Annotated in this window: 19 protein-coding genes; 9 read left to right on the top strand and 10 right to left on the bottom strand. The window is 67.6% G+C overall.

The features are described from left to right. The first annotated feature begins 71 nt into the window (after nucleotides 1–71). Nucleotides 72–935, top strand: coding sequence for an SDR family oxidoreductase (locus AB0876_RS21515; protein ID WP_491841490.1), 864 nt, complete (start codon nucleotides 72–74; stop codon nucleotides 933–935). On the opposite strand, the gene AB0876_RS21520 is transcribed toward AB0876_RS21515, so the two are convergent. The 6 genes from AB0876_RS21520 to AB0876_RS21545 are packed head-to-tail and all read right to left on the bottom strand — an operon-like array spanning nucleotide 932 to nucleotide 5,080. After that, the gene (locus tag AB0876_RS21520) at nucleotides 932–1,345 is read right to left on the bottom strand and encodes a hypothetical protein (protein ID WP_491841491.1); all 414 of its coding nucleotides are present in this window, start codon (nucleotides 1,343–1,345) and stop codon (nucleotides 932–934) included. The two genes, AB0876_RS21515 and AB0876_RS21520, sit on opposite strands and share 4 nt — an antisense overlap. A gap of 11 nt (nucleotides 1,346–1,356) precedes the next feature. After that, nucleotides 1,357–2,580 carry an O-succinylhomoserine sulfhydrylase gene (locus AB0876_RS21525; protein WP_526042913.1) on the bottom strand — a complete coding sequence of 408 codons (1,224 nt, stop codon included), beginning with the start codon at nucleotides 2,578–2,580 and terminating at the stop codon, nucleotides 1,357–1,359. A 17-nt stretch (nucleotides 2,581–2,597) separates the two neighbouring features. Then, nucleotides 2,598–3,011, bottom strand: a complete 414-nt coding sequence (locus tag AB0876_RS21530; protein WP_491837151.1) for a rhodanese-like domain-containing protein — start codon at nucleotides 3,009–3,011, stop codon at nucleotides 2,598–2,600. Further along, complete coding sequence (locus AB0876_RS21535) at nucleotides 3,008–3,463, bottom strand: Rv0361 family membrane protein (RefSeq protein WP_491837152.1); 456 nt, start codon at nucleotides 3,461–3,463, stop codon at nucleotides 3,008–3,010. The genes AB0876_RS21530 and AB0876_RS21535 overlap by 4 nt, the downstream gene beginning before the upstream one ends. Nucleotides 3,464–3,469: 6 nt before the next feature. Then, nucleotides 3,470–4,753: a formate-dependent phosphoribosylglycinamide formyltransferase gene (gene purT / locus AB0876_RS21540; RefSeq protein WP_491837153.1), complete on the bottom strand. Its 1,284-nt coding sequence runs from the start codon at nucleotides 4,751–4,753 to the stop codon at nucleotides 3,470–3,472. A 24-nt stretch (nucleotides 4,754–4,777) separates the two neighbouring features. After that, entirely contained in the window at nucleotides 4,778–5,080 is a 303-nt protein-coding gene (locus AB0876_RS21545; protein ID WP_491837154.1) for a UBP-type zinc finger domain-containing protein, read from the bottom strand. A 43-nt stretch (nucleotides 5,081–5,123) separates the two neighbouring features. On the opposite strand from AB0876_RS21545, the gene AB0876_RS21550 reads away from it, so the two are divergent. The 5 genes from AB0876_RS21550 to AB0876_RS21570 are packed head-to-tail and all read left to right on the top strand — an operon-like array spanning nucleotide 5,124 to nucleotide 10,944. Next, entirely contained in the window at nucleotides 5,124–6,713 is a 1,590-nt protein-coding gene (locus AB0876_RS21550) for a Na+/H+ antiporter (protein WP_491837155.1), read from the top strand. Further along, on the top strand, nucleotides 6,706–8,712 hold the full coding sequence (locus AB0876_RS21555) for an MMPL family transporter (protein ID WP_491837156.1): 2,007 nt from the start codon (nucleotides 6,706–6,708) through the stop codon (nucleotides 8,710–8,712). Before AB0876_RS21550 ends, AB0876_RS21555 begins: the two co-directional genes overlap by 8 nt. Nucleotides 8,713–8,722: 10 nt before the next feature. Continuing rightward, nucleotides 8,723–9,529 (top strand): alpha/beta fold hydrolase, encoded by an 807-nt coding sequence (locus AB0876_RS21560; RefSeq protein ID WP_526042914.1) that lies wholly within the window; start codon nucleotides 8,723–8,725, stop codon nucleotides 9,527–9,529. Between the two features lie 9 nt (nucleotides 9,530–9,538). Next, entirely contained in the window at nucleotides 9,539–10,744 is a 1,206-nt protein-coding gene (locus tag AB0876_RS21565; protein ID WP_526042915.1) for a cytochrome P450, read from the top strand. Nucleotides 10,745–10,749: 5 nt separating this feature from the next. Further along, entirely contained in the window at nucleotides 10,750–10,944 is a 195-nt protein-coding gene (locus tag AB0876_RS21570; RefSeq protein WP_055110659.1) for a ferredoxin, read from the top strand. An 11-nt stretch (nucleotides 10,945–10,955) separates the two neighbouring features. On the opposite strand, the gene AB0876_RS21575 is transcribed toward AB0876_RS21570, so the two are convergent. Both AB0876_RS21575 and AB0876_RS21580 read right to left on the bottom strand, forming a co-directional pair. Then, complete coding sequence (locus AB0876_RS21575; RefSeq protein WP_526042916.1) at nucleotides 10,956–12,491, bottom strand: HNH endonuclease signature motif containing protein; 1,536 nt, start codon at nucleotides 12,489–12,491, stop codon at nucleotides 10,956–10,958. A gap of 51 nt (nucleotides 12,492–12,542) precedes the next feature. Then, nucleotides 12,543–13,190: a hypothetical protein gene (locus tag AB0876_RS21580; protein ID WP_491837217.1), complete on the bottom strand. Its 648-nt coding sequence runs from the start codon at nucleotides 13,188–13,190 to the stop codon at nucleotides 12,543–12,545. A gap of 86 nt (nucleotides 13,191–13,276) precedes the next feature. On the opposite strand from AB0876_RS21580, the gene AB0876_RS21585 reads away from it, so the two are divergent. Next, nucleotides 13,277–14,023 carry an SDR family NAD(P)-dependent oxidoreductase gene (locus AB0876_RS21585; RefSeq protein WP_491837160.1) on the top strand — a complete coding sequence of 249 codons (747 nt, stop codon included), beginning with the start codon at nucleotides 13,277–13,279 and terminating at the stop codon, nucleotides 14,021–14,023. Nucleotides 14,024–14,025: 2 nt separating this feature from the next. Here the strand turns inward: AB0876_RS21585 and AB0876_RS21590 are convergent, their stop codons facing one another. Both AB0876_RS21590 and AB0876_RS21595 read right to left on the bottom strand, forming a co-directional pair. Then, on the bottom strand, nucleotides 14,026–14,652 hold the full coding sequence (locus AB0876_RS21590) for a PaaI family thioesterase (protein WP_064931633.1): 627 nt from the start codon (nucleotides 14,650–14,652) through the stop codon (nucleotides 14,026–14,028). Then, complete coding sequence (locus AB0876_RS21595; protein WP_491837161.1) at nucleotides 14,649–15,944, bottom strand: adenylosuccinate synthase; 1,296 nt, start codon at nucleotides 15,942–15,944, stop codon at nucleotides 14,649–14,651. The genes AB0876_RS21590 and AB0876_RS21595 overlap by 4 nt, the downstream gene beginning before the upstream one ends. Before the next feature lie 105 nt (nucleotides 15,945–16,049). On the opposite strand from AB0876_RS21595, the gene AB0876_RS21600 reads away from it, so the two are divergent. After that, complete coding sequence (locus tag AB0876_RS21600; protein ID WP_491837162.1) at nucleotides 16,050–16,631, top strand: hypothetical protein; 582 nt, start codon at nucleotides 16,050–16,052, stop codon at nucleotides 16,629–16,631. Nucleotides 16,632–16,660: 29 nt separating this feature from the next. After that, entirely contained in the window at nucleotides 16,661–17,440 is a 780-nt protein-coding gene (locus AB0876_RS21605; protein ID WP_491837163.1) for a site-2 protease family protein, read from the top strand. Nucleotides 17,441–17,461: the final 21 nt, after the last annotated feature.

The following is a 17,461-nucleotide window of genomic DNA, read 5'->3' on the forward strand; positions in this document are numbered from 1 at the left end:
CGCCCGCCCAGACTACGCCGCCTCGGCCACCCCCTTCCGCCCCAAACTTGACACGTGTAAAGTTCGCCGCCATGGACAACATCAGGGGCAAGACCATCGCGATCACCGGCGCCGCCCGCGGCATCGGTTACGCCACCGCCAAGGCCCTGCTGGCCAAGGGTGCCCGGGTCGTCATCGGTGACCGTGACGTGGCCCTTCAGGAGTCGGCGGTCGTCGAGCTGACCAAGCTCGGCCAGGTCTCCGGCTACCCACTCGACGTCACGGACCGCGAGTCCTTCGCGACGTTCCTCGACAAGGCCCGCACCGACGGCGGCGGCCACATCGACGTGCTGATCAACAACGCCGGGGTGATGCCGGTCGGGCCGTTCCTGGAGCAGACCGAGCAGTCGATCCGGTCCAACATCGAGGTCAACGTCTACGGGGTGCTCACCGGCTGCCAGCTGGCACTTCCGGACATGGTCAAGCGGCGCAGGGGCCACGTCATCAACATCGCCTCGCTGTCGGGTCTGATCCCGCTGCCCGGCCAGGTCGTGTACGTCGGCGCGAAGTACGCCGTCGTCGGGCTGACCACCGCGCTGGCCGACGAGATGGCACCGCACGGGGTCGACGTTTCGGTGATCATGCCGCCGTTCACCAACACCGACCTGATCTCGGGCACCAAGTCCGGCGGGGCCATCAAGCCTGTCGAGCCCGAAGACATCGCCGCCGCGATCATCAAAACGCTCAACAAGCCCAAGACACACGTGTCGGTACCGCCGCCGCTGCGCTTCACCGCACAGGCCGCGCAGATGCTGCCGCCCAAGGGCCGTCGCTGGATGAACAAGAAGCTGGGCCTGGACAACGTGTTCCTGGAGTTCGACACCGCCAAGCGCAAGGCCTACGAGGACCGGGCCCAGGCCGCTCAGGGCGTCATCGACTCCGACGGCAAGAGCTAGCCGAAGGTCGGCAGCTCCGTGCCGTGACGGTAGCCCTCGATCACGTCGAGGGCACCGTCGAGCAGTTCCTCATGGGTGAACTCGTAGCGCTCGACGCTGCCGACGAACACCACCCGGACGATCTCGCCATCCTCTGCCGCGTCCAGCCACAGTGAAGTCACCGGCAGGCCGTCGTCCACCTGGGCGCCGGACGGCTCGTAGAACCACACCGCGTAGTCGTCGTTGGACTGCTCCTCGTCAAAGGTCCAGCCACGCGCGGTGATTCGATCGTCGAACTCGGCCAGATCCGCAACGACGGCATCCGGGATGTCGGCCAACTGGTCGACCATCTCGTGGGGCACCAACCGCGTGTCACGAGCGGCCTGCCGCTTGCGGCGGCGGGCCTTCTTGGCGTCGGAGCCCTTGGACACGCCCGGCCCGCCTAGCTCAGCGCCTGGTCGAGATCGGCGATCAGATCCTCGGTGCCCTCCAGGCCGATCGAGATCCGCACGACACCGTCGCCCAGCCCGATCGCGGCGCGCCCCTCGGGGCCCATGGCCCGGTGCGTCGTCGTTGCCGGGTGGGTGATCAGCGTCTTGGAGTCACCGAGGTTGTTCGAGATGTCGACGACGCGCAGCTTGTCGAGCACCTCGAAGGCGCGCGCCTTGCCGTCATCGGCGTTCAGCTCGAAGGTGATGACGGTGCCGCCACCACGCATCTGCCGCTGCGCCAGGTCGTACTGCGGATGCGACTTCAGGAACGGGTACTTCACCCAGCTCACCGACGGATGGCCTTCCAGGAACTCGGCGATCTGCTGCGCCGAGCGGTTCGAATAGTCCACCCGGACGGCAAGCGTCTCAAGGCCTTTCAGCAGCGTCCAGGCGTTGAACGCGCTGATCGCCGGGCCGGTGTGGCGCATGAGCTTCTGCACCGGGCCGTCGATATACTCCTTGTCGCCCAGGATCGCCCCGCCGAGCACGCGGCCCTGCCCGTCGATGTGCTTGGTCCCCGAATACACCACCACGTCCGCGCCGAGCGGCATGCCCTGCTGCAGCAGCGGCGTGGCGAAGACGTTGTCCAGCACCACCTTTGCGCCGGCGGCGTGGGCCAGCTCGGACACTGCGGCGATGTCGACCAGGGACTGCATCGGGTTGGAGGGCGTCTCGAAGAACACCGCGGTCGGGGGCTTAGAGGGGTCGGACAGTGCCTCTTCCCACTGCGCGAGGTCCTCGCCGTCGACGAACACCGTCTCCACACCCCAGCGGGGCAGGATCTCGTTGCACACCACGAAGCACGATCCGAAGAGGCTGCGGGCGGCCACGAGTCGGTCACCGGCACCCAACAGGGCACCGAGCGCGGTGAAGACCGCCGCCATGCCGGTGGCAGTCGCGAACGCAGCCGGAGCGTCCTCGATGAGCCGCAGCCGCTCCTCGAACATCGAGATGGTCGGGTTGCCGTAGCGGGAGTAGACGAAGCGGTCGATCTCGCCGGTGAACGCCTTCTCGGCCGCGGATGCGGACTCGTATACGTACCCCGAGGTCAGATACATCGCCTCGGCGGTTTCCTCGAACTCCGAGCGCAGCAGACCGCCGCGCACGCCGATGGTGGCCTGGCTGACGCCCTCGGGCAGGGCAGCCGGGATCCGGACAGATGGGATGTCAGTCATCGATCCTCAACTCTGCTTCAGCTCTGTTTCCAGGGCAGACCGACGGCTTTCCAACCGGTACCGCCACGGTGGCGGAACTCGTCGAGATTGCCCTCGAATCCGTCGAGGATGTTGTACGACGGCGCGATGCCGGCCGCAGTGGCGGCCTCGGCCGCGCCGATCGAACGGTTGCCGGAGCGACACAGGAAGACCACCGGACGCTCACCCGGCGTCACTCCTGACGCCTTGAGATCGTCGACGAAGGCGTCGTTGTGCCCGCCGTCCGTCCGGTTCCATTCCACGTACACCACGTCACGCTCGAGGGTGGACAGATCCGGCACACCGACGAAGCGCCACTCAGCGTCGGTACGGCAGTCCACCAGCACGGCCTCGGAATTCTCGCTCAGAAGCTTCCAGGCCTCCTCAGGCGTGATGTCACCTGCATAGCTCACGGGCGTGAGTCTCCCATACTCGAGCAGACGCGCCATTGGCCGTCCTCACGCACGAACGCCGTCTCGGTGTTCACCTTGGCATCGGGGGCGTTGCCGAAGTGGTAGACCACCGTTGCGGTGGCCCGATCACCCTCAACGTGCACCCCGGTCACGTCGTCCACATACCTGGCGCCCTGCTTGGCTACCGAGTCACGCTGCCGGGCAATGAAATCGGCTTCGGTGCCGCGTTGCGCGACGCAGGTGTGGTCAGTGAACTCGCCGAAGTTCTCCCGCTGCAGGGCGTCGTTCTGGCCGACCGCGGCGAGGCTCACCTTCTGCTCCTCGCTGCGCCCGTCGCTACCGAACGTGTTGAGTAGAACGACCACGATCACCACGAGCACAATGATGGCCAGCGCGCCGAGGAACGGCGCCATCGTCGGCCGGTCCCCCGTGTCCTCCGTCTCCTCAGCCATCACGGCTCACCACAGCTTGCGCAGCGCGGAGCCGACCCGGCGGGCACGGTCACGGGCGATGATGACATCGGGCGCGGTGGCCAGGGCCACCCCGAGCCGCCGCGGGGCGTCGGATTCACCCGGTCGGCCGAACAACCGCACATCGCTTTCCGACGTGGCCAGCGCCTCGGCCAACACACCGCTGATGTCGCCCGACAGTTCACCGGTGTCGGCGCCGCCGTAGCTGACCTCGGCGGCTGCCGGGGAGATCATGATGGTGTCGACCGCCAGGCCCAGGATCGCCCTGGCATGCAGTTCGAACTCCGACAGCCGCTGCGACCGCAGCGTCACCAGACCACTGTCGTGCGGCCGGATCCGGACATCGGAGAAGTACACGTCGTCGCCCTGCACCAGCAGCTCGACCCCGAACACCCCGCGCCCGCCCAACGAGTTGACGATCCGGGCGGAGATGGACTTCGCGGCGTCCAGCGCAGCCGGCGAAAGGGGCTGAGGCTGCCAGGACTCCAGCACATCCGTACCGACCTGACGGTGCCCGATCGGCTCGCAGAACTGCACTCCGGGACCGGACGGCCCGGCGGTGCGCACCGTCAGCATCGTGATCTCGTAATCGACCTCGACGACGGACTCGGCCAGCACGCGGTTCTGCGCGATGTGTCCGGCGGTGGTCGCCCGCTGCCAAGCCGGTTCGACGTCGTCGGACCGCAGCATCACCGATTCCCCGTCGCGCTGCGCGCCCACCACCGGCTTCACCACCAACGGGAAGCCGGCATGCTCGGCCACCGCAGTCAGCTCGTCGACGGACCCGGCGAACCAGAACGGCACCGTGGGCAGGCCCAGCTCGTCCGACGCCAGCCGGCGCAGGCCTTCGCGGTCCTGACTGAGCCGAATGCTGCGCGGGGCGGGCAGAACCTCGATGCCACCCCGCTCGGCCACCGCGACGAGGGCGTCCGCGGCGATGACGCCGGACTCGGCCACCACGTAACGCGGCTGCTCCCGCTCGATCAGCGCGGCGAGTTCCTCGGCGTCATTCATCTTGATCACCGCAGAGCGGTCCGCGACGCCGTGGGCAGGGGCGTAGTAGCGGTCCGCGGCGACGACGACGCCGCCCAGCCGCTGAAACGCCAGCGCGAGCTCCCGGCTCAACTCACCCGAACCCAGCAGCAGCACCGTCGCCGCGGGATCGGTGGGCTTGGGAGACTCGGCGGGCTCGGGGGACGGAGCCTCTTCGGCACCGTCGACCTGATCATCGGTCAGGTCATCAGTCTGCGCGTCCTCAATCGATTCACTCATCGCACGTACCAGCCTGCCAGATCGTCACCCAACCCGATGGTCGATATAGCACCAACGCCAACTCTCGCCGGGCTCCGCCGAACGCATCACGGGATGACCGCTTTGCTGAAAGTGCTTGGTGGCATGCTGATGCGGGCTTGAGTCACAGCAACCGACGTGACCGCACGTCACACACATCCGCAGATGTGCCCAGTTGTTCTCGCCGTCTTCCTCGCATTCCTGGCACTGTCCGGGAGTCAACGGTTGCGGCTCGGGGACCTCGGCTTCGAGATGTGCACAGGTACGAGGCATCGGACTGGACTCACGCCGACGTGATCTCCTCAACATGTTGATCAAGGATAGGCACGGCACACGAAGGAGGAACGACAACGTGGGTGCCTCACTCCTGGCGGCCCTGGTGGCCGCAATACTGCTGGCCGCCGTCGCCCGCCGGTTCGACGTCTCGGCGCCGTTGGCGCTGGTGGTGGCCGGACTCGCCGGCAGCGCACTGCCCGGCTTCGGCGATGTCCAGCTGGATCCCGAACTGGTGCTCTTCGTGATCCTGCCGCCACTGCTGTGGTCGGCGGGATTGGAGAGCAGCTACGTCGCGTTGCGCCGCAACATCAGGCCGATCGGGCTGCTCGCCGTCGGGCTGCCGCTGGCGACGACGTTTGCCGTCGGAATCGTCGCATTTCACACCGTGCCCGAACTCACCATCGCCGCGGCCCTGACCCTCGGCGCCATCGTCGCCCCGCCCGACGCGGTGTCGGCCACCGCCGTCGGCCGCCGCCTCGGTCTGCCGCGGCGCACGATGACCCTGCTCGGTGGCGAGAGCCTGCTCAACGACGCCACCGCACTGACCGCCTACAAGGTGGCGCTCGGGGCCGCCATCGGCACCGCCGCCAGCTGGGGCGACGGCCTGGCCACCTTCGGGTTGGCCGCGGTCGGCGGCATCGTGGTCGGCGGGGTGATCGGCATGGTGGTGCACTTCATCCGCACCCGCCTCGACGATCCACTGGTCGAGAGCGCCATCGGCCTGGTGGCGCCGTTCTTCACCTACCTGCTGGCTGAGGAGATCCACGGCTCCGGCGTGATCGCCGTGGTGGTGGCCGCGTTGATCCTGGGCCAGCGCGAGACGCAGGCCGGCTACGCCACCCGACTGCAGGACAAAGCGGTGTGGAAGGCGCTGCAGCTGATCCTCGAATCGTTCGCCTTCCTGCTGATCGGCCTGCAGCTGCCGAAAGTCATCAGCGAGCTGGCGGGCATCTCGGCGGCCACCCTGGCGATCTCGTCGGCGGCCGTGCTGACCACGGTGATCGGGGTGCGCATCGTGTGGGTGTACGCCTCGACCTATCTGCCCCGGTTGTTCTCCAAACGGCTCTGCGCCGAGGAACCAGCACCGTCGCGCGGACATTTGTTCGTCGTCGCCTGGGCGGGCATGCGCGGAGTGGTGTCGCTGGCCGCGGCATTCGGCGTTCCGGCCACCACGCTGGCCGGCGATCCGTTCCCCGGCCGGCCACAGCTGGTGTTCCTCACCTTCGTGGTCGTGGTCGGCACGCTGCTGCTGCACGGCCTGACGTTGCCCTGGTTCATCCGGGTACTCGGGGTCCAGGGCGACGAGGCGCACAGCGACGCCGTCGCCACGGCGGCGGCCCAGGACAAGGCCGCGCGGGCCGCAGCCGAACGGCTCGACACCTTGATGTCCGAACAATCCGCCACCGATGTGCCCGAACGCGCCGCCGACGTGCTGCGGGCGTGGAACACTCGGCGCCGTAATGCCGCCTGGGAGCGTCTGGGCCGCGACGACGCCGACATCGGTGAGAGCCCGACATCCGCGTTCCGCCGGCTGCGCCTGGAAATGCTTGCCGCCGAACGGGACACGTTCATCGCCGAGCGCGATGCCGGGCACATCGACGACGAGGTCCTGCGTACTGTGCTCCATGGGCTCGACTTGGAAGAGGCGACACTGAACCGTGATTAGGCGTCTGGCGTGGCTGGCTGTGTTGGTCGTGATCGTCTCCGGCGCGCTCCTGGGCCTGCTCAGCGGCGGCGACGCCGCCTCGCAGTCACCGGTCGCCGTCCCGGCTGATGCAGAGTCGGCGCGGGCCGACGCGCTGCGGGCCGATTTTCCCGGTGGAGATCAGGTTCCGGCGATTCTGGTGGTGACCCGCGCCGACGGCGCCGAACTCACCATGGGCGACGTCGACGCCACCGCCGATGCCCGCCACCGGATGACCGATGCTCCCGGCCCGCCGTTGACGGTCTCCGACGACGGCAAGGCCGCGGTGGTCACCGTGCCGCTCAAGGCCGACCTGTCCGGCTTCGGATTGAACGACGCCGTCAAGGATCTGCGCACCACCGCGAATGATGGTCTGCCTGCCGAGCTTCGGGCCCAGATCACCGGCGGCCCGGCATTCGGCGCCGACATCGCCAATTCATTTGCCGGAGCGAACATCACACTGCTCGCGGTGACTGCAGCTGTGGTGGCCCTCCTGCTGATCGTCACCTACCGCTCACCGGTTCTGTGGCTGGTGCCGCTGCTGGTCATCGCCTTCGCCGACCGCGTCGGCGCCGTCGTCGGCACCGCGGTGGCCTCCGGACTCGGGCTGAGCCCGGACGGTTCCACCTCGGGAATCACCAGCGTGCTGGTGTTCGGTGCGGGCACCAACTATGCGCTGCTGTTGATTTCGCGGTACCGCGAGGAACTTGGGCGGTGCGAGCAGCATCGCGAAGCCCTGGTGACAGCGGTACGGGCCGCCGCCCCTGCCATCGTGGCCAGTAACGCGACCGTGGTCCTGGCCCTGCTGACCCTGCTGTTCGCCTCGGCACCCAGTAATCGCAGCCTCGGCGTGCAGGCCGCGTCGGGTCTGGTGGTCGCCGCGATCTTCGTCCTGGTCGTGCTGCCACCGCTGCTGGCCCTGTGCGGCAAACGACTGTTCTGGCCGTTCATTCCCCAGGTCGGCGCCACACCGCTGACCGAAACCGGTATCTGGCACCGGATTGCGGACTCGGTGGCCCGCAAGCCCGCCCGCGTGGCTCTGGTCTCGCTGGCCGGCCTCGCCGTCCTGTGCACCGCCCTGTTGTCCACCCCGATCGGGCTGACGCAGACCGAGCAGTTCCGGGTACAGGCCGAATCGGTGACCGGCTATCAGACACTGGCCGCGCATTTCCCGAGCGGCCTGACCGACCCCACCCGCGTCATCGCCTCCACCGCCAAGGGCGGTGCGGTGCAGCGGGCGATCACCGATACTCCCGGCGTCGTATCCGCCTCACCTGCCGGTCAGTCCCCCACGGGCCTGAGCCAGTGGTCGGTGGTACTCAAGGGCGAACCCGCCTCCGATGAGGCCTTCGAAACCATTGACGCCCTTCGGGATTCGGTACACGCGGCGGACCCCAGTGCGCTCGTGGGCGGGTCCGATGCCCAGGCCAGGGACACCGCCGCGGCCGCCCAGCGCGACCGGCTCGTGGTGATCCCGGCGATCCTCGCGGTGGTGCTGGCGGTGCTCTACCTCCTGTTGCGGTCCGTGTTCGCGCCGCTGGTGCTTGTCGGGGTGACGGTGCTCAGTGCACTCGCCGCGCTCGGCCTTGGCGGCTGGGCCAGCGTCCACCTGTTCGGATTCCCCGCGCTGGACAACAGCACCCCGCTGTTCGCCTTCCTGTTCCTGGTGGCCCTCGGCGTGGACTACACGATCTTTCTGGTGACCCGGGCCCGTGAGGAGACCCCCGAGTTCGGAACCCGACTGGGCATCGTGCGGGCCGTGTCGGCCACCGGTGCAGTCATCACCAGTGCCGGCGTGGTGCTGGCGGCAGTGTTCTGCGTGCTGGGTGTGCTGCCACTGATCGTGCTGACGCAGCTGGGCATCATCGTCGGGCTCGGCATCCTGCTGGACACCTTCGTCGTCCGCACCGTGATCATCCCCGCGCTGTTCACCTTGATCGGTCCCCGCATCTGGTGGCCGGGCCTGCACGCCGAGCGCTAACTTGGCAGATGTGCAGGAGCTGCGAGTCCCGACGAAACTCGGCCGTCTCCGCGTCCAGGTCCGCGGCGAGGGCGACGCGGTCCTGTTCTGGTCCAGCCTGCTGATGACCGGCGACATGTGGGCCGGCCAGGTGCGGGAGTTCGAACCAGACCACCGGGTCATCGTCGTCGACCCACCCGGCCACGGCGGCAGCGAAAAGCTGACGGCCCCTTTCAGTTTCACCGACTGCGCAGCTACCGTCGCCGACATCCTCGACAGCGTGGGCGTCGAACGCGCCCACTTCGTCGGCAACTCGTGGGGCGGGATGATCGGCGGGACGTTCGCCGCGTTGTACCCGAACCGCATCGGGCGCGCCGTGTTGATGAACTGCACGGCGTCGCCCGCCGGGCGCGGGCAGAAGCTCGAGTACGGCCTGCTGCTGCGGATGGCCAAAGCGCTCAGGGGAATCCGCGGTCCCCTCACCCGCCCGGTGCTCGCGGCGTTCCTGGGCCCGACGACGTTTGACACACGTCCCGAGGTGGTCGCCTTCGTGCGGAATGCCGTACACCTGGTCGACGTCGATTCCGCCGCCTGGGCGGTGACGAGCGTGGTGCCGCGCCGGCCGGATCAGCGGGCCTTGCTCTCCCGCGTGAAGGCACCCGTCCTCGTGGTCGCCGGTGCGGAAGATGCCACGTTCCCGCTCGCGGAGACCATCGCGATGGCCGACGCCATTCCGGGGGCGGACGTGACGGTGCTCGACGGCGTCGCGCACCTGGCCGCGCTGGAGAATCCCCGCCTCGTCAACACGTTGATCAGGGATTTCCTGGCGTGCGGGTAGCGTCGTGGCATGACTGGGCCGATCACGCTGCCGCCAGTGCACATGCGGCGCAATGCCTTCGACCCGACGCCAGACCTGCGCGAGATCCGTGAGACCGACGGGGTACGCAAGGTCATCAGTGCGCTCGGCAATCCCGTGTACCTGATCACCCGCCACGAAGACGTCAAGGCGGTGTTGAGCGACCACGAACGGTTCTCCAACAGCAGACCACCCGGTTTTGCCCTACCCGGTGCGCCCCAGATGTCCGAGGAGGAGCTGGCCAGCGCCCGCGCCGGCAACCTCTTGGGGCTCGACCCGCCCGACCACCAGCGGCTGCGCCGCATGCTCACCGCGGAGTTCACCATCCGCCGGATGAAACGTCTCGAACCTCGGATCGTCGAGATCGTCGACGCCCGACTCGATGCGATGGCAGCGGCGGGGCCACCCTCGGATCTGGTGGCCGACTTTGCGCTGCCCATCCCCTCGCTGGTCATCTGCGAGCTGCTCGGGGTGCCCTACGAGGACCGCGACGACTTTCAGGAACGCTCCACGCACCAGCTCGACCTGTCTCTGTCCATCGCGGAACGTCTTGCGCTGCAACAGCAGAGCCGTGACTACATGCGTGGCCTCGTCCTGCGGGCCCGCCAGGATCCGGGTGAGGACATCCTCGGCATGCTGGTCCGCGACCATGGTGGCGAGCTGTCCGACGACGAGCTCGTCGGCATCGCCGGGCTGCTGCTGCTCGCCGGGCATGAGACCACGTCGAACATGCTTGGCCTCGGCGTCCTGGCATTGCTGCGTCACCCCGATCAACTGGCTGCCGTGCGGGACGACCCGGATGCCGTCGGCCCCGCCGTCGAGGAACTGCTGCGCTGGCTGTCCATCGTCCAGAACGCCATCCCGCGCTTCACGAACACCGAGGTCGATGTTGCCGGCGTGCGGATACCCGCAGGCGAATTGGTCTTCGCCTCCCTGCCCGCGGGCAACCGGGACCCCGACTTCATCGACACCCCCGACATGCTCGACATCCGCCGCGGTGCGCCCGGGCATCTGGCCTTCGGCCACGGCGTGCACCACTGTCTCGGTGCTCCGCTGGCCCGCATGGAGATGCGGATCGCCTTCCCGGCCCTGCTGCAAAGGTTCCCGGACCTCGGGCTGGCCGAGCCGTTCGAGGACGTCGCCTACCGGTCTTTCCACTTCATCTACGGCCTCAAATCGTTGGCGGTAACGTGGTGAGCGCCATGAAAGTAGAAGCAGATCGGGATGCCTGCATCGCCTCGGGCAACTGCGTGATGGTCTCCGACGTCGTCTTCGATCAGGACGATGACGGCGTGGTCGAAGTCCTCGTCGATGAGGTGCCCGACGATGAGATCGCGCATGCGCGCGAGGCCGTCAAGCTGTGCCCGGCAAGCGCATTGAAGCTCACCGGCGACTGACGCCGAGCCGTTCAGAACGGTGGTGGTGGTCCGTATTCTTCGGCGAGCCAGGCTTGGTAGTCGCGTTCGGTTGCGAGGTCGTTGTTGAGTTCGGCGCGGAGGCGTCGTTCCTCGGCGATGCGGTCTTGTCGGTCTTGTTCGCGGGTGCGGCTGCGCTTGGGCATCTTCGCAGCCCGGTTCGGATTTGAGTTCGGGTGCGGAGCCTCGGGTTCGGGGAGGTTGAGGTCCCCGGTGGGTTGACCCAGGTCCGGGAACATGCCGGCGCCGTGGGGTTCGGTGGCGTAGGTGTGGCCGGTGGGTGTGGTGATTTCGACTGTGCCATCGGGTAATTGACGGTCTGACCAGCCGGGGCAGAACGTTTTGATCAAGTGATGCGCCCGGCAGTAAAGCTTGGTGTTGGACGGATGCGTCGGCCCGATCGGGTACGGGACGGTGTGGTCGATGTCGCAGCGGTCCACGGGTGCGTCGCAGCCCGGGAACCGGCAGGTCAGGTCCCGCCAGCGGATGAACTCGGAGAGCGCCACCGATGGGCGATACCCCGGCTCGGAACCGTCAGGGGCGATGGACTCGCTGGGTTGGGCGGGCTCAGGCAGCCCCGTCGACTCGCCGGGGTCGGGTGGCGCGCTGGATTCGCTGGGCGACGTAGAGGTGTCAGCGGGTACCCGCACCGGCTTGAGCTTGGCGTTACTCGAGAGGTCGCGCACACGGTCGGCGGGCAGGATCCCGTACCCGGGTAGATATCCCGGATCCTGCGACATCCCATCCAGGGTGGCTTGGCTGGCCAGCACGTGAACCACCGCCGCATCAGCGGCCGCGCGCTTCTGGGCCGCCGGGCAGTCCTCACGACCACACCGGCACACCAACTGAGCTTCCAGCCGCGCCAGCGGCCCGACCGCATCAGAACGGCGCCGCTCCCGGCTGCGCGGATCATGCTCACACACCGTGTCGGCCAACGCATCCAACCGTTGATCGAACGCCGCCGCGTCCTCAGCATCGACATTCGCCCAGATCGTGGCCGCACCCGGGCTGCCCGGGTCCACCTGCACGAACCGGTCCTGCGCCAGATCCGGAGGCACCCGCACCCCGTTCGGATCCAGTTTGGCGATCCAATGATCGATCCGATCCCGCAACTGCCGCTCGGAGAACCGCATCCACCGATGCGCCCGGCCCGCGAGTTCGGCATCCAGTTCGGCCCACACCGACCGGTCCGCGGTCTCGGTGCGGGCGATGATCATCGACACCACCCGATAATCAATATCCCCGACGGCGAATCGGGCCGCCACCAGCGGCAGTTTGTCGCGCAGCATCCGGGCGTGATGCACCTGGGTACCCGCCCGACCCCGCGAGATGCGCATCGCCGCCGACACCTCGGCGCACACCTCCGCATACGGGTCGGTGCGCCACAAAATGCTGTCGACCAGTTCTCGTTCGCGCAGGGTGTCCAACGCCCCGATCGCGGCCAACCGCCCCGCGATCGCCGCTGATTCCGCACGGGCCGACGCGGACATCGCGTCGATCAGTGCCACATCGGAATCGTCTTCGAACATATGTTCGATACTACTCCAACTCCACGACACGCGCAGGCGAACTACCGCCGACTAGCCGGAATGCTCGTGCTCACCGGGTAGATCGATCACCCCGGCTCGGACTAGGAACAACAGGCTGACCGCCAGCACCCAGGTCGGGAACGCCAGCGTCAGCCACATGCTCAGATCGCCGGCAACCAGAAGCGTCACCGCGAGAAGGTATGTCGCGAACGCCAACGGACGCGGCATCAAGCCGGTCTTCAACCAGATCGTGGCCAGCGAGATCATGAACACGGCAGCCATACGGATCCCGTAGGTCTTGCTCAGCGCCAGCAGCAGCATCTGCCCGAACGTGGCGACGTCGGAATGCGCCGCAGCGTCGACCATCCCGGCCTTGCTGGCGATCAATGCGGCACCGACGGCCGAGGATACGAACATCATGGCCAGGAACAAGATGCCGCTGCCGAGGAACACGGACGAGAAGAACCGGTCCTCAAACCGGCCGAACCCGTCACGCACCACGCCGATGAACCACAGGAACGCGATACCCGCGAACGGCATCAGGACCGACGCCACCCGCAGCCGGGTGCTCGCTCCGTCGATCCATTGGGAGCCCGGCTCGGCGCCCTCGGGCAGCGCGGTGCGAATCAGGATCAGCGATGCCCCGAACAACAGGGCGAACAACACTCCCGCGATCGCCGCGGCGCGCGGCGTCGACAAACGGTGCAAAGGTCGTTGATCCACGGCGCCATAGTGACACCCCGAGTCCCGAACTGCGATCACATTCGCCCCCTTACGATGTCCCGGTGTCATTGAGTGGAAGAACCGCACTGGTCACCGGAGCCACGAGCGGGATCGGCTATGCCACCGCAGTACATCTCGCGCAACAGGGTGCGCACGTTCTGGCAAGCGGTCGAGACGCCGACCGCGGAGCGCAGGTGGTGACCGAGATCCGCAATGCCGGCGGCAACGCCGACTTTCTGCCCGCCACATTGACCGACGCCGCCAGCGCCCATGGCTTGGTAGAACAGGCACTGACGGTCGCCGGCCAGATCGACATCCTGATCAACAACGCCGCCATCGCGGTCTTCGGGCCCACCGCGGCCATCGCCGAAGACGACTTCGACGACTGCTTCGACCTCAACGTGAAGATCCCGTTCTTCCTCGTCGGAGCAACCGCACCAGCCATGGCCAAGCGCGGAGACGGCGCGATCGTGAACGTCAGCACCATGGTCTCCATGTTCGGCACAGCGGGTTCGGCGGTGTACGCGTCGTCAAAGGCCGCGCTGAATCTGCTCACCAAATCATGGGCCGCCGAATACGGGCCCAAGGGTGTCCGGATCAACGCCGTCGCTCCGGGACCGACGCTTACCGAAGGCACCACGGCTCAGTACGGCACCGACCGACTGACTGCCCTCGCGGCACAGGCCCCGGCGCGACGTGTCGCCGATCCCACCGAAATCGCAAGAACCATCGGCTTTCTGGTGAGCGAGGACGCCAGTTTCATTCACGGCGCGGTGCTGCCGGCCGACGGCGGCCGCACCGCGATCTAGATCTAGGGCTGGCCCGGCAGCAATCTGAGCATGAGGCCATTGGCCTCGGCGAGCAGGTTCTCGTCGGGGTCACGCAGTTCGGCGTTCACAAATGCCTTGCGCCCCTCCGACTCACGCACCCAACCGCGGGCGGTCAGCACCGTGTCGATCGGGGTCACCTTGCGGTAGTCCACATGCAGGAACGCGGTACGGCTGATCGGCCGGCCCGCCGCGTGGATCACCATGCCGAACACCGAATCGAACAGCAGCGGCAGCACACCGCCGTGCACCGCATAGTTGCCGCCGACGTGGAATCGGCTGAACTCGACCTTCAATTCGACGCCCTCGGGCTCGAACTTCGACACGGTGAACGGCGGCATCAGCAGGCTGCCCACACCCGGCAGGGACGGCACCCGGTTGGCCGGCCCGACGCCCTCGGCGGCCTCGTACGGAGCGAGCAGCTTGACCAACTCTTCGACCCGATCGGCCGCGTCGTCCCAGGTGTCGCTGTCCGGATCGGCCGACACGGCGAGATCCTGCGCTCGGCGCATCGCGGTCAGGAAACGCGCGAAACCCGGTCCGGGATCGGCTGATTCGAATACCGGGAATCCGCCGTGCTGCTCAAAGACCGATGGCCGCTCGTCGGTCACTTGGCGGCCAGGATGTCACGGCGCACGATCGTCTGCTCGCGACCTGGCCCCACACCGATGCACGAAACATGCGCGCCGGCAAGCTCTTCCAGCCGCAGCACGTAGTCCTGGGCCTTGGCGGGCAGATCGGAGAACTCACGGGCGGTGGAGATGTCCTCCCACCAACCGGGCAGCTCCTCGTAGATCGGCTCGGCGCGGTGGATGTCGGACTGCGTCATGGGCATCTCGTTGGTGCGCTTGCCGTCCACCTTGTAGCCGACACACACTGGCACCGTCTCCAGGCTGGACAGCACGTCGAGCTTGGTCAGGAAGTAGTCGGTGATGCCGTTGACCCGGGTCGCGTACCGCGCGATCACCGCGTCGAACCAGCCACAGCGCCGGGCCCGGCCGGTGGTCACACCGACCTCGCCGCCGGTCTTGGCCAGGTACGCGCCGTGCTCGTCGAACAGCTCGGTCGGGAACGGACCCGATCCGACGCGGGTGGTGTAGGCCTTGAGGATTCCCAGCACGGTGGTGATCTGCGTCGGCCCGATCCCGGAACCGACCGCGGCACCGCCGGCGGTCGGGTTCGACGAGGTGACGAACGGGTAGGTGCCGTGGTCGACGTCGAGCAGGGTGCCCTGCGAGCCCTCCAGCAGCACGGTCTCGCCCTTTTCCAGCGCCTGGTTCAGCAGCAGCCGGGAATCGGCGATGCGGTGCTTGAAGCCTTCGGCCTGGGTGAGCAGGTTCTCGAGTACCTCGGCGGGCTCGAGCGCCTTGCGGTTGTAGATCTTGACCAACACCTGGTTCTTGAATTCCAGTGCCGCCTCGATCTTTTCGGCCAGCAACTGCTCGTCGAGCACGTCGGCGACCCGGATGCCGATGCGGGCGATCTTGTCCTGGTAGCAGGGACCGATGCCGCGGCCGGTGGTGCCGATCTTCTTGCTGCCCGCGTAGCGCTCCACCACCTTGTCGATGGCGACGTGATACGGCATCAGCAGATGCGCGTCGGCCGAGATCAGCAGGCCCGAGGTGTCGACACCTCGCTCTTCCAGCCCGTGGAGCTCGGTGAGCAGCACACCCGGGTCGACCACCACGCCGTTACCGATGACGTTGGTGACCCCTGGCGTCAGGATGCCCGAAGGGATCAGGTGCAGTGCGAAGTTCTCCCCCGTGGGAAGCACGACGGTATGCCCGGCGTTGTTGCCCCCCTGGTAGCGAACCACCCACTGCACGCGGCCACCGAGCAGATCGGTGGCTTTACCTTTGCCCTCGTCGCCCCATTGGGCGCCGATGAGGACGATTGCCGGCATGGCGTAATCTCCCGCCTAATCTTCCGCACTAGTGTGATGCAGCCGGTAGGCCACCTTATCCCAGCTCACGCCAGGAACACATTTGTCTGACCACAAGGAGCAGTTTTGACCACCTCAGACGGGGTCGCGGTGGTCGGCACAGGGCCCGTTCCGCGCCCGCTCCGCAACCTGCCGAGAGTCGATGTCGACGACCTCGGCGCGCACCGCAGACTGGTCGTGACCGGCGGCGACGGCGAGCTGGCCGCCGTGCTCACCGCGTTGCTGCGCGCCGATCGGCTCGACGTCGAGGTCGCTGCGGCCACTGGCAGCTGGTCCGCGCGGCGTGCACTCCGCGGGTCTGCCCGGCGTGTCCCGCTGATCCGCGACGAGACGGGAACTGTGCTGGTCGGTGCGGCACAGTGGCACGGGCCCGACGGTGCGGCGCTGCAGGGCGAGGCCATCGTCGACGACATCGTGCTGTTCGACGGCGAGGCTCCAGGTGTCCGGGTCGAGCCCACGACGAGCATGCCGGGACTGCGCGCGAGCGTGCTGTCAGACCGTGGCCGCCCGCGCCGGTGGGTCGTCGGCCGCGCCGCACAGCTGGGTACCCCGGGTGCGCAGGTGATCCGGGACGGAGTGGCCGGGGCGCGGACGGTACGACGCTCGACGTTCTATCGGCACACTGAGGGCTGGCTGCGGGTCGGCTGAACTGCGGCCACAGCCGGTAGCGTCGAATCGTGAACATCCGCCCGCTGCATCAGTCGGTACGGCCCAGCCCGGTCTTCCTGGCCGTCGTCGCGATCACGGTCGCGGGCGGGGTGGTGGCCTGGTTGGCCGCCGACACCGTGAAGCCGCTGTCCTACGTGGGCGTCTTCATCCTGGTGATCGCGGGCTGGCTGGTGTCGTTGTGCCTTCACGAGTTCGGCCATGCGTTCACGGCGTGGCGGTTCGGTGATCACGACGTGGCGGTGCGCGGGTATCTGACGCTCAACCCGCTCAAGTACTCCCATCCCCTGCTGTCGCTGGGATTGCCGGTGCTGTTCATTGCGCTCGGCGGGATCGGCCTGCCCGGCGGGGCCGTCTATGTCCGTACCTCGTGGATGACGGCCAGGCAGAAGACACTGGTCAGCCTGGCCGGGCCGGCCGCCAACGTGGTGCTCGCCGTCCTGCTGCTGACCGTCACCGCGGTCTTCTTCGACCCGGCCCACCTGGTGTTCTGGTCGGGGCTGGCCTTCCTGGGATTCCTACAGGTCACCGCCGTCCTACTGAACCTGCTGCCGGTTCCCGGGCTGGACGGGTACGGCGCCCTGGAACCGCATCTGAGCCCCGACACCCAGCGGGCGCTGGAGCCGGCCAAACAGTGGGGCTTCTTCATCCTGCTGATCCTGCTGATCACGCCCACGCTCAACCGGTGGTTCTTCTCGGTGGTCTTCTGGTTCGTCGACCTGTCCGGGGTGCCGAGCCAGCTGGTGTCCATCGGCAGCCAGCTGACCCGTTTCTGGTCCGCCTGGCTTTAACCCGCCCCCCGGCAGCCACGC

The organism is Mycobacterium sp. NPDC049093 (assembly GCF_040704635.1).
Classification (GTDB): domain Bacteria; phylum Actinomycetota; class Actinomycetes; order Mycobacteriales; family Mycobacteriaceae; genus Mycobacterium.